This is a genomic window from Aphanothece sacrum FPU1, assembly GCF_003864295.1.
In the GTDB taxonomy this organism is placed as follows: domain Bacteria; phylum Cyanobacteriota; class Cyanobacteriia; order Cyanobacteriales; family Microcystaceae; genus Aphanothece_B; species Aphanothece_B sacrum.
This window is the reverse complement of sequence record NZ_BDQK01000013.1, coordinates 361,527-374,141: the sequence shown is the minus strand read 5'-3', so window position 1 is coordinate 374,141 and position 12,615 is coordinate 361,527. Positions and strand designations below refer to the sequence as shown.

Annotated in this window: 10 protein-coding genes; 9 read left to right on the top strand and 1 reads right to left on the bottom strand. The window is 43.8% G+C overall.

Annotated elements, in window-relative coordinates; genetic code table 11:
- Positions 1–29: 29 nt before the first annotated feature.
- From nusA to AsFPU1_RS12315, 9 genes are all read left to right on the top strand, one after another.
- Positions 30–1,262 carry a transcription termination factor NusA gene (gene nusA, locus AsFPU1_RS12360; protein ID WP_124976617.1) on the top strand — a complete coding sequence of 411 codons (1,233 nt, stop codon included), beginning with the start codon at positions 30–32 and terminating at the stop codon, positions 1,260–1,262.
- A gap of 12 nt (positions 1,263–1,274) precedes the next feature.
- Positions 1,275–1,559 carry a YlxR family protein gene (locus AsFPU1_RS12355; RefSeq protein ID WP_124976615.1) on the top strand — a complete coding sequence of 95 codons (285 nt, stop codon included), beginning with the start codon at positions 1,275–1,277 and terminating at the stop codon, positions 1,557–1,559.
- Between the two features lie 174 nt (positions 1,560–1,733).
- Positions 1,734–4,694, top strand: coding sequence for a translation initiation factor IF-2 (gene infB, locus AsFPU1_RS12350; protein WP_124976613.1), 2,961 nt, complete (start codon positions 1,734–1,736; stop codon positions 4,692–4,694).
- Between the two features lie 405 nt (positions 4,695–5,099).
- Positions 5,100–5,705 carry a low-complexity tail membrane protein gene (locus AsFPU1_RS12345; protein WP_124976611.1) on the top strand — a complete coding sequence of 202 codons (606 nt, stop codon included), beginning with the start codon at positions 5,100–5,102 and terminating at the stop codon, positions 5,703–5,705.
- A 484-nt stretch (positions 5,706–6,189) separates the two neighbouring features.
- Positions 6,190–6,387, top strand: a complete 198-nt coding sequence (locus AsFPU1_RS12335; protein ID WP_124976607.1) for a hypothetical protein — start codon at positions 6,190–6,192, stop codon at positions 6,385–6,387.
- Positions 6,388–6,550: 163 nt separating this feature from the next.
- Complete coding sequence (gene hisF, locus AsFPU1_RS12330) at positions 6,551–7,321, top strand: imidazole glycerol phosphate synthase subunit HisF (protein ID WP_124976634.1); 771 nt, start codon at positions 6,551–6,553, stop codon at positions 7,319–7,321.
- A gap of 155 nt (positions 7,322–7,476) precedes the next feature.
- Positions 7,477–8,931, top strand: a complete 1,455-nt coding sequence (ffh, locus tag AsFPU1_RS12325) for a signal recognition particle protein (protein WP_124976605.1) — start codon at positions 7,477–7,479, stop codon at positions 8,929–8,931.
- Positions 8,932–9,140: 209 nt separating this feature from the next.
- Positions 9,141–11,339 (top strand): molecular chaperone DnaK, encoded by a 2,199-nt coding sequence (dnaK, locus tag AsFPU1_RS12320; protein ID WP_124976603.1) that lies wholly within the window; start codon positions 9,141–9,143, stop codon positions 11,337–11,339.
- A gap of 56 nt (positions 11,340–11,395) precedes the next feature.
- On the top strand, positions 11,396–12,280 hold the full coding sequence (locus AsFPU1_RS12315; protein ID WP_125061110.1) for a J domain-containing protein: 885 nt from the start codon (positions 11,396–11,398) through the stop codon (positions 12,278–12,280).
- Here the strand turns inward: AsFPU1_RS12315 and AsFPU1_RS12310 are convergent.
- Positions 12,266–12,457, bottom strand: coding sequence for an acetylglutamate kinase (locus tag AsFPU1_RS12310; RefSeq protein ID WP_125061109.1), 192 nt, complete (start codon positions 12,455–12,457; stop codon positions 12,266–12,268). The genes AsFPU1_RS12315 and AsFPU1_RS12310 overlap by 15 nt on opposite strands.
- Positions 12,458–12,615 lie beyond the last annotated feature (158 nt).

Below are 12,615 nucleotides of genomic sequence, written 5' to 3'. Positions count from 1 at the left end.
TGAATAATTATCGTCAAGGAGGTTTATAAATGTCCCTTGTCAGTTTACCTGGTCTGATAGAGATGATCGAAGAAATTAGCCAACGACACAATTTACCCAAGTCGTCGGTACAAGAAGCCTTAAGGGAAGCCTTATTAAAGGGTTATGAACGTTATCGCCGTTCTCAAAGCATCGGACAACAATTTCATGAAGATTATTTTAATAACTTTGAAGTAGAATTAGACACCGAAGAAGAAGGATTTCGCATTCTTTCCACCAAAAAGATTGTGGAAACCATTGATAATACGGATCATCATATTTCTCTCCAAGAAGTACAAGAAGTAGCCTCCGAAGCCCAATTAGGAGACGAAGTGGTATTAGATGTGACCCCCGCACAACGAGACTTTGGCCGCATGGCAGCCATTCAAACCAAACAAGTCTTATTACAAAAACTGCGAGATCAACAACGGAAATTAATTCAAGAAGAATTTAACGAACTTGAAGGAACCGTTCTCAATGGGAGAATCTTACGTTTTGAACGACAAGATGTATTAATTGCCGTCCAAAGCAATTTTGGACAACCCGAAGTCGAAGCGGCTTTACCTAAACGAGAACAATTACCTAACGACAATTATCGGGCTAATGCTACCTTTAAAGTGTTGTTAAAAAAAGTTAGAGAAGGCTCCCATCGAGGGCCACAGCTAATTGTTTCTAGAGCGGCCGCCGGATTAGTAGTAGACTTATTTAGTGTCGAAGTTCCCGAAATTGAAGAAGAAATCGTGCGTATTGTCGCCGTTTCTAGGGAAGCCAACCCCCCCTCCCGTCATGTGGGCCCCCGCACGAAAATCGCCGTTGATACATTAGAAAGAGATGTAGACCCCGTAGGAGCTTGTATTGGAGCGAGGGGATCTCGTATTCAAGCCGTCGTCAACGAACTAAGAGGGGAAAAAATCGATGTTATTCGTTGGTCGCCCGATCCTTCCACCTACATCGCTAACGCCCTCAGTCCCGCAAGAGTTGATCAAGTAGTATTAATCAATCCTGATGAGCGACACGCCTTAGTATTAGTAGCCGAAGATCAACTAAGTTTAGCCATCGGTAAAGAAGGACAAAACGTCAGATTAGCCGCCCGTTTAACCGGATGGAAAATCGACATTAAAGATTCCGCTACCTATAAACCAGAGGAATACAAACAACAACTATCCATCAAAAAATCACAATTGAATCTTGATGAAAAACAAGAAGCGATCGCCCCTGAATCTTCAGCTTCGGAGAGTGAATAACCCTAAATCCAGATGAAACCGAATTACCGCCGTTGTTTGAGTTGTCGTTGCCTAGCCCCTAAAGAGGCATTTTGGCGCATTGTGCGAGTCTCTCCCTCCCGACAGGTACAATTAGATCAGGGAATGGGAAGATCGGCTTATGTGTGTCCTCAAAAAAGTTGCTTACGCACGGCCACTCAAAAAAATCGGCTCGGAAAAATTCTCAAAGCCCCTGTACCTGATAGTATCTATGAAAGTCTCTGGGAGCGTTTAGAACATTTCAGCACCCAGGGCCAGTCTCATGAGAAAACTCCTTAATGGCAAAAAATACTCATTGAGACGTTTAACCGTTAGCATAGGAGTGAGGATTGTTTTCTTTCATCATGATCATTACCGTTAAATGGAACTGCTCAAAACCAGAGCTTACCCGTTTCTTGAACATGGGGAGCTTAAGCCATTAAAACAACACAAACCAAGTCAGGGGGATAGTGGATGAACAACGCACAAAAAGTCAGAATTTACGATTTATCAAAAGAATTGAATTTAGAGAACAAAGACATCTTGGAAATTTGCGCCCAACTTAGCATTACAGTTAAAAGCCACAGTAGCACCATTAGCGAATCTCAAGCTGAACGGATCAAAGCCATGGCCGATAAGTATGTAGCCAACCAAACTAGCGGTCATGGTAGTGAACCATCCCTCAAGGGAGAACGGAAACAGGAAATTTTAGCTATTCACCATAAACAAACCCATCGCAGATCAAGTTCAGATTCCCCCAATAGTTCTCAAGACAGTTCCCCAACTCTAGTGGCCCCTCCCAGACCTCCTATTAAACCCCAAGCCCCCGTTGGCGTTACCCTCTCCCAAAAGCCTACCCCGGTGATACCGGCCCCAAATCAAGGGGTAACACCACCTGAAAAGTCCCAAATGCCTATTAAGACAGAGCAGGCTCCTAAAAAAGTCAAAGAGCCTGAAGCCACTCTGATGGGGGCCCCACAACGGGTTAAACCGACCGTTAAGTCCTTAGACAAATCTAGCATAGAAAAACTAGAGGTTAAGCCGACCCTCAAGTCGGAAATCCCCATGCCCAAAAAGCCAGGGGTCGTTTCTCCTCCTAGTCCAAAACCAGCACTACCTCAACCCCAGATAGGAGTTAAAAAACAAGTTCAAGGAAAAGTTAAGCCAGAACTTAATCGGCCTCTGTCTCCCAAGTCTGATCTTGATGACATACCTGAACTAATCGCTCCCTCGGTTAAACCTCTTTCTGACCTAACAGATGATGGGGCAATAGATGAAGAAACCATAGAAACCCCGATTGGTGAAAAACCCAAACTAAAACGTCCCTCTCCCCCACGCCCTTCATCAAAACGGCAAAAATGGGAAGAAGAAGAAGAAGAAGAAAGCAAAGCTAAAGCCAGCAAAGTAGCCCCTAAAGCTAAACGTCGCGCTAATCATCTTGAAGATGATGAGGACGACTTAGATGCGAACTTGGACAGCAATCCTATTCCCCTAAGCGTTAGTCTCTCCATCGCTCGTCCCCCTAAACCTAAATCTCAAAATAAATCCCCTGTTGCTGCAAATAAACCGAAAAAACCTACTCTTAAGCCTGATGGCACAACGGTACGGGCTAAATCGGATCGTCGTGAACAACCAGAAGTTAATCAGCGGCCGGAGTACATTATTCTCGATAGTAATTTAACCGTTAGAGAATTGGCTGAACGGCTCAATATCGCCGAAACTGAAATTATTAAAAGTCTTTTCTCGAAAGGCATTGCTGTTAACATTACCCAAACCCTTGATTTAGAAACGGCAAGGCTCGTTACTGAAGAATTAGGGGTACTCATTGAAGTCCCCGAAGTGATCGCGGCGGCGACTAAACAGACTGAGATGTTAGATGCAAAAGATCTAGAACATCTCCAGCGTCGTCCTCCAGTGGTAACAATTATGGGCCACGTGGATCATGGAAAAACTACCCTACTTGACTCTATTCGTAAAACAAAAGTAGCTCAAGGAGAAGCTGGAGGCATTACTCAACATATTGGGGCCTACCATGTAGATGTAGAACACAATGGGGTGTCTCAACAAATTGTCTTCTTAGATACTCCTGGTCACGAAGCCTTTACCGCTATGCGTGCGCGTGGGGCCAGGGTAACGGATATGGCTATCTTAGTGGTAGCAGCCGATGATGGGGTTCAACCTCAAACCAGAGAAGCTTTTAGTCATGCTAAAGCTGCTGGAGTTCCAGTTGTGGTGGCCATCAACAAAATTGATAAGCCTGATGCTAACCCCGATCGCATTAAACAAGAACTCTCGGAATTAGGATTAGTTCCTGAAGAATGGGGCGGTGAAACTATTATGGTTCCTGTGAGCGCGCTTAAGGGAGAAAACCTTGATACTCTCTTAGAAATGCTACTCCTGGTATCGGAAGTAGAAGAACTGGTCGCTAACCCCAATCGCCTTGGTAAAGGAACAGTCATTGAAGCTAATCTAGATCGGGCTAGAGGCCCTGTGGCCACCCTACTTGTCCAAAATGGAACCCTACGAGTGGGAGATGCCATTGTGGCCGGCGGGGTCTTTGGTAAAATTCGCGCCATGATCGATGATCGCGGCCAAAAAGTAGAAGCGGCTTCCCCTTCCTTTGCTGTTGAAATCCTCGGACTTAATAACGTTCCCTCGGCAGGGGATGAATTTGAAGTCTATCCTACTGAAAAAGAAGCTCGTCTGATCGCAGAAAAAACGGCTGAGACTCAGCGTAATTCTCGTTTACAATTGGCAATGTCTTCTCGTCGGGTCACTTTAACCACTCTGTCGGCTCAAGCTCAAGAGGGAGAACTCAAAGAACTCAATCTCATCCTGAAAGCGGATGTTCAAGGGTCGGTAGAAGCACTTCTCGGCGCGTTGACACAATTACCACAAAATGAGGTACAAATCCGCGTTCTTTTAGCTGCTCCAGGGGAAATTACCGAAACTGACGTAGATTTGGCCGCAGCCAGTGGCGCGGTGGTAGTCGGGTTTAATACAACCCTTGCTAGTGGGGCCCGAGCTTCGGCTGACCACGAAGGGGTTGATATCCGCGAATATGACATCATCTATAAACTTCTCGATGACATCCAAGGGGCAATGGAAGGCTTACTTGAACCTGAAGAAATAGAATCTTCTTTAGGACAAGCTCAAGTCAGAGCCGTCTTCCCTGTAGGCCGAGGAGCCGTAGCTGGTTGTTATGTTCAGTCAGGTAAGGTCGTCCGTAACCGTTTAGTTCGTATCCGTCGCGGTAATGAGGTTGTTTACCAAGGTAGTCTAGATTCCCTCAAACGGATGAAGGAAGACTCACGGGAAGTCAATGCAGGCTACGAATGCGGGGTCGGCATCGATAAGTTCAATGACTGGAAAGAAGGTGACATCATCGAAGCTTATGAAATGACGATGAAACGCCGTACTCTGGCTGGAAAATAAGAACAAGAGGGGAAAGGGTGGAAAGAGGGGGAAGATAGGGAAGATAAAAAGCAGATAATCGGTTCATTCTCCCTATACCTCCCACACCTCCCACACCTCCCGTAGGGGCGGGTTTTGACAAAATTTTAAGGTTCTAACAAGTATGTTATATGGAATCGTTAAATGTTTGCTACAAATAAGGTCGGGCGTAGGGGCGGGTTTTTACAACAGTTTATGCTTCTAACCAGGATATTAGATAAACCCGCCCCGACAGGACTTAGGGACTTGTGGTTAAATAAAGTACCAATTGATCCCCCCTAACCCCCCTTAAAAAGGGGGAATTATTCCTAAACGGGTACATGATTTTTTTGCATATCCCTTGTGTAGCATTCTTTTTTCCATTTCAACACTATTTAGTTATGAATTATGAATAATTTTCGTACTGAACCGTTTTTGTGGATTCATTTGGCAGGAATCGCCGTTGCCCCTCTATTGTTACAATTAGTTTGGTTAGGACTGGCAGTGGGTGATCCTTTACCTTTATTTTGGTTAGAGTTATTGTTCGTGGGCAGTATCGGAATTATTCCTATACTCTGGATGCAGTGGACTCGTCCTTTTGATTTTTTTAGTATTTTATTAGTTTGCTTAAAACCTGAGAGTGTGACTGAACAACAACGGAAAATTTTAAGCTTATTAAAAACCCGAAATCTAAAAATTTTATCCGGGATCACCTCCGTAATTTTAGGGGCGATCGCCTGGCAACTCTATCAATGGGCCCCTATCGCTTCTATGACTGTAACTATCCTTCCTCACTGGCGTTTATTAGGCTTAATGATCGCCGGCGTTGCCTTTTTGTTGAGTAATTTATTTATTCAAATTCCTGTGAGTGTTTTGGGGGTTTTATTAACCTCTAATCAACAATGGTCAAATACCCAACCCTATTCAACAGAGAAAATTCTCTCAGATTTTACTGTCTTTGGTTTTCGCGTCAATAAAATATTTTTCATTCCTTTATCAGAGGACAATTCATAATTTCTTTAGATTTTTGACACTCTGCGCGCTAAAGCGACGCAGATTCTGGCACAGCCTTAGACCAAAATCTAATTCTGATGAGCATTGTCAAGATGCCTCTACCCGCTCAAGCCCGCTATCTTGCGATACGGGAATTGCGTATACTTCTTCTGTTCGCTTTCCGAGTCCACCACAAAGCCAGATAGGTACGCTCATCATCCTGCCGTTACTCGCTCGTCTAGTCGTTTCGCTATTGCGTTCGGTTCTTCGTAGCCGGGGTCACTCCGTCCTAGGAATGAATCATCACGTAGATGGTTATTCTTACTCACGGGTTGATTATACCACTTTCACGGCGGCTGAAGCCGCTCGCGTCGCTTTTCCGCCCCGTGTTGAAACGACGGGGCGGAAAAGCTCCCGTCTTTTTTCGTGTCATAGATATCAGCAGGGTCAAAAGTATCTGAGTTATGCTAGTAGACGATGATCTTGATTACTGAGTAAAAAATGAATGGCAAGCTCAACTCTTTCTGTTAATCACCCCTTCGAGGGTGATCACGAAGTTTGGGATAATCTCAAACAGGCGATCACAAGCTGTTCTGGGTTTAAACAATGGCAAAAGCGACAAAAAACCGACAGTCAATCTTTACCCCTCGATCAACAAGTTCGTTGCTATCTTCGGGAAACCTTAGAAACTTTGGCTTATTAATACATTGAGGCAGGACTATCCCCATTCTCGAACAAGCTTTTATTACAGGCAAGATGCGGCGTGTTTTTTGCTTGCTGAACTAGCTATATCTATCAAACAAGAGAAGAATTGTTAGTTGTCCATTATCCATTGTTAATTTTTAATTGTCCATTATTGAATGACTATGTTAGCAAAACGAATTTTACCTTGTTTGGATGTGAATGGGGGGCGTGTTGTTAAGGGGGTAAATTTTGTTAACCTTCAAGATGCCGGAGATCCTGTAGAATTAGCCAAGGTTTATAATGATGCCGGGGCCGATGAATTAGTGTTTCTCGATATTACGGCTACTCATGAGAAACGAGACACTATTATAGACGTGGTTTATCGCACGGCTGAGGCTGTTTTTATTCCCCTAACAGTTGGTGGGGGCATTCAAACCTTAGATAATATTAAACATTTGTTACGCGCTGGAGCCGATAAAGTTAGTATTAATTCTTCGGCAGTAGGAGATCCTGAATTTATTGATCGCGCTAGTGATCGCTTTGGTAAACAGTGTATTGTGGTGGCTATTGATGCCAGACGACGGAAAGATCCTCACCATCCGGGGTGGGATGTTTATGTACGAGGAGGAAGGGAAAATACCGGACTTGATGCCATTGAATGGGCCAAAGAAGTAGAAAAACGAGGGGCCGGCGAATTATTAGTTACCAGTATGGATGCAGATGGAACCCAGGCCGGATATGATTTAGACCTCACTCGTCTTATTGCCGAACAGGTAGAGATTCCGGTGATCGCCTCTGGAGGGGCGGGAAATTGTGAACATATTTATCAATCTCTCACAGAAGGAAAAGCTGAGGCTGCGTTATTAGCTTCTTTACTTCATTATGGACAATTAAGCATTGAGCAAATTAAGGGTTATTTACGCGATCGCCAAGTTCCGGTGAGACAAATTTAAGTGCTTAGCTCGAAAGATACCCCATGATAAAACTTTTTAAGTGTAGAGAATGGATAGGGGTTTTTACATGCGATAAAGTTCAATCTATAGAGATAAAGTACAATTAAGAAGTGGCAAACTTATCATTAATACTAACCGTACAACAATAAAGCCTTATGTTTGATGCTCTCGCCGAACGCTTAGAAGATGCTTGGAAAAAATTAAGGGGTCAAGACAAAATTACCCCATCCAATATACAAGATGCCCTACAAGAAGTCAGACGGGCCTTATTATCAGCAGATGTTAACCTACAAGTTGTTAAGAATTTTATCGCAGATGTAGAAAAAGCGGCCGTCGGTGCTGAAGTGATTTCCGGCGTTAACCCTGGTCAACAATTTATCAAAATAGTTTATGACGAATTAGTCAAAGTCATGGGGGAAAGTAATGTTCCCTTGGCCCAAGCTAAAACAGTCCCTACTGTTATTTTAATGGCCGGGTTACAAGGCACAGGGAAAACTACGGCAACAGCTAAATTAGCCCTATATTTACGCAAAGAAAACCGTAGTTGTTTGATGGTAGCGACGGATGTCTACCGTCCTGCTGCTATTGACCAATTAATCACCCTGGGAAAACAAATTGAGGTTCCAGTTTTTGAATTAGGGAGTCAAGCAAACCCGGTAGATATTGCCACTCAAGGGTTAGCAAAAGCGAAAGAAATGGGCATGGATACGGTCATTATTGATACGGCCGGACGACTGCAAATAGATGAAGAAATGATGGTGGAGTTGGCCCGTATTAAAAAGGCGGTCAACCCTAATGATACCCTCTTAGTCGTAGATGCGATGACGGGTCAAGAGGCTGCTAATTTAAGCCGTACCTTTCATGAGCAAATTGGCATTACTGGGGCAATTTTAACGAAATTAGACGGTGATACCAGAGGAGGGGCCGCCTTATCGGTGCGTCAAATATCGGGTCAACCGATTAAATTTATTGGGGTTGGGGAAAAAGTCGAGGCTTTACAACCATTTTATCCCGAACGCATGGCTTCCCGTATTCTCAATATGGGGGATGTACTTACATTAGTCGAAAAGGCCCAAGAAGAAATTGACATCGCTGATGTCGAGAAGATGCAGTCAAAAATTATGACTGCTCAATTTGATTTTAATGACTTCCTCAAACAAATGCGTCTGATGAAGAATATGGGGTCATTTGGCAGCATTCTCAAGATGATTCCAGGGATGAATAAACTTAGTAATCTAGACATCGAAAAGGGAGAAACGGAACTTAAAAAAACTGAGGCAATGATTAGTTCTATGACATTAGAAGAACGGCAAAACCCCGATTTATTAGCTAAGTCTCCCAGTCGTCGCCGTCGTATTGCTAAAGGGTCTGGCCATGTAGAAACGGAGGTCGGTAAGTTAGTGACTAATTTTACCCGTATGCGTGGCATGATGCAGCAAATGGGACAAGGAAATATGCCGGGTATGGGGGGTATGCCAGGTATGGGTGGTATGCCAGGTATGGGCGGTATGTTTGGTCAGGGGCCACAGCCAGGATTTCGAGGATATGCAGGAGGAACGAAGAAAAAAGCGAAAAAAGCGAAGAAAAAGAAAGGTTTTGGTAATCTTTGAATTAATTAAAACCGTAGGAGCGAATGACCATATAAAAAAAGTACAATATTGATAGCCGATTTTCTCCATCTCATGACCCCATTACCTCCCCATCCCCTCACTGTGTTCTTAATTCGATAGAATATTGTCAGCGAGGCATATATCAAGGTAAACTCTCGATACGAAGACGACCCAACACTTAATTGGAGTAGCTGGAGACAAGAACACGCATGGGAAAAGTAGTCGGCATTGACCTGGGGACAACAAACTCCGTCGTAGCCGTCATGGAAGGCGGAAAGCCAGTGGTAATTGCGAATTCAGAAGGAATGCGTACCACTCCTTCTGTGGTAGGTTTTAATAAAGATGGGGAATTAGTCGTCGGACAAATGGCCAGACGACAGGCAGTTCTCAATCCCCAAAATACCTTTTATGGGGTAAAACGATTCATGGGTCGTCAATACGCCGAACTTACCCCCGAATCAAAACAAGTCCCCTATACCATTCGCCGGGATGACAACGGCAATATCAAAATAAAATGTCCCCGTCTCAAAAAAGAATTTGCCCCCGAAGAAGTCTCGGCCATGATTTTGCGTAAACTCGCACAAGAAGCGGAACGATATCTAGGAGAACCCGTCACAGGGGCAATTATCACCGTTCCCGCCTATTTTAACGATTCTCAAAGACAAGCTACCAAAGATGCGGGGAAAATCGCCGGATTAGACGTTTTACGCATTCTCAATGAACCAACAGCCGCCGCCTTAGCTTATGGTCTTGAACAAAAAAGATCGGAAAAACTCCTAGTATTTGACTTAGGAGGAGGAACCTTTGATGTATCCGTCTTAGAAGTGGGAGATGGTGTATTTGAAGTTAAAGCTACCAGTGGAGATACTCAACTCGGAGGTAACGACTTTGATAAACGTATTGTGGATTGGTTAGCCAATCAATTTTTGGAACAAGAAGGGATAGACTTACGCAAAGATAGACAAGCCCTACAACGTCTTACTGAAGCTGCCGAAAAAGCTAAAATTGAACTATCGGGGGTTAGTGTCACCGACGTTAACCTACCGTTCATTACAGCCACCGAAGATGGCCCCAAACACATCGAAACCCGTCTCAGTCGAGCCCAATTTGAGGAACTTTGCGCAGATCTCGTTAGTCGTTTACGTCGTCCCTTAAAACGGGCCCTTAATGATGCTAGACTAACTCCCGTTCAAATTGATGAAGTAGTCTTAGTGGGAGGGGGAACTCGAATGCCCATGATTAAAGAATTAGTCCGTAGCTTTATCGATAAAGAACCCAATGAAAACGTCAACCCCGATGAAGTAGTCGCAGTTGGGGCAGCCATCCAAGCCGGAATTTTATCAGGACAAATCAAAGATATTTTATTGTTAGATGTGACTCCCCTCTCCTTAGGTTTAGAAACCATTGGGGGAGTGATGAAAAAATTAATCCCCCGTAATACCACTATTCCTGTCCGACGTTCGGATATCTTCTCCACGGCTGAAAATAACCAAACAATGGTGGAAGTTCACGCCTTGCAAGGGGAACGGGAAATGGCCAGCGATAATAAATCCTTGGGACGGTTTAAACTGACGGGTATTCCCCCGGCCCCCAGAGGCATTCCTCAAGTACAAGTCGCCTTTGATATCGACGCTAACGGTATTTTACAAGTCACTGCTAGGGATAAAACCACTGGACGAGAACAAAGCGTCACCATTCAAGGGGCCTCAACCCTCAGTGAAGGAGAGGTTAACCGTATGATTCGAGAAGCAGATCAATTTGCCGAAGAAGACCGACAACGACGGGAACGGGTAGACAAACGCAACCGGGGTAAAGCTTTAACTGATCAGGCCCAACGAAGATTAAAAGAAGTTACCCTAGATTTTGGTACTCAATTTACCAGTTCCTATCGTCGTCAAATAGAATCCCTTAATGCAGAAATTCTTGATAGTTTAGAACAAGATGACGAACGTCGTTTAGACCGGGCCCAGGCAGATTTACAAGATGTCTTATACGAACTTAATAGAGAAGTTCGTCTCCAATATGACGATGGAGAAGATGAAGGGTTCTTTGAGTCTATTCGTCGCACTTTTACCGGAGAACCAGAAGAAGATTTACCCTATACTCCCCGTCGTCCTAGTTACCGCGATGATTATCGTCAAAATGACTATCGGGCCCCTCGCTATGAAGAACCTCAAGATTATCGTTCCCCTAAACCTAAATATCAAAATTATGACGATAATTACGATGATTGGGGGCAAGATAATTCCCCGCGATCGCCAAATCGTCGTTCTCCCTCAAACACAGACCGGTCCTCTAATTATGACTCTGATCGATACTCTAAAGGCGATCAATACTCTAAAGGTGGTCGTACTCGTCGTATTCCGGCACAAAATCAATGGGATGAAGATGATGACGATTGGTTCTAATGCAATAAAATCTCAAATCAGGAATAATTAATCAGTGAGAATCGATAACTGAATCTATGCAGCAAGTCCGTAACTATTATGTAATTTTAGGGGTTTCTCAAGATGCCACCAATGAAGAGATAAAAAAATCTTTTCGTAAATTGGCCAGACAGTATCATCCTGACGTAAATCCAGGAGATAAAACCGTAGAAGAAAAGTTTAAGGATATTAACGAAGCTTATGATATCCTCTCAGACGAAACAAAACGGGCTGATTATGATTCACAGTTGTTAGGTAAGGGAAAACGTCGCCCTAACCGTATTTCTCGTAATGGGACTCCTAACAGCGATAATAGTTATCGTCAGGATTCTGATTTCTGGAAATTTAAAGATTTTACCCCCGCTACCACTAAACGGGCTAAAGTGGTTACACCCTCTCGTTCTTCCCGTCGGGATGTAGAAGCTAAACTCATTATTCCCCTAGAAAAAGCTTATCAAGGGGGACGAGAACGCATTCGTCTCGAAGACGGGCGATCGCTGGAAGTAGAAATGCCCCCCGGTATGATCAGTGGCCAAAAAATCCGACTTAAAGGACAAGGCCTTGATGGAGGAGATCTCTATCTCAAAATAACTATCGCTACTCATTCGATTTTTGAGTTACAAGGCACTGATATTTACTGTCAAGTTCCCTTAACCCCCAGTGAAGCTATTTTAGGAGGGGCCGTAGAAATTCCAACTATTGATGGGTTGGTGAAAATGACCGTTCCTAAAGGAGTACGGCCAGGACAAAGGTTACGCTTAGCCAATAAAGGCTATCCAGATGCTTCAGGAAATCGAGGAGATCAACTCGTCGAAATTCAGATTGTTATCCCACCTGAACCTTCTGAGGAAGAATTGGAACTCTATCAGAAAATTCGTGACAAGGAAAAGTTTAACCCTCGTCAGTATTTATTGGGGAACTAAACGAATTCGGCCAGCATCCATTTCATCCATGAGCAACTCTAAGGCTTCATAGTCCACATCGGAGATATACCCTAAGCGTGTTAACTCATGACTGATTCCATTTTCGATTTCAGGAGTCAGTTGTCTGAGGTAAATCGCCTTTTCTACTAATTGACGAATCAAAGGGGGTGATTTCACTGCTTTTCTCAATACTCTCTTGACATAAAGGGATTTTCGTTTAAAGTGGTGACTGTTAAAGTTAATTTATTTCTACCATAGCAGATCACGTATCCGGTTTACTATCTTGTAAAATTGCCTAATCAAATTACAATTTGGGTAAGTTTTGGTAGCTTGCT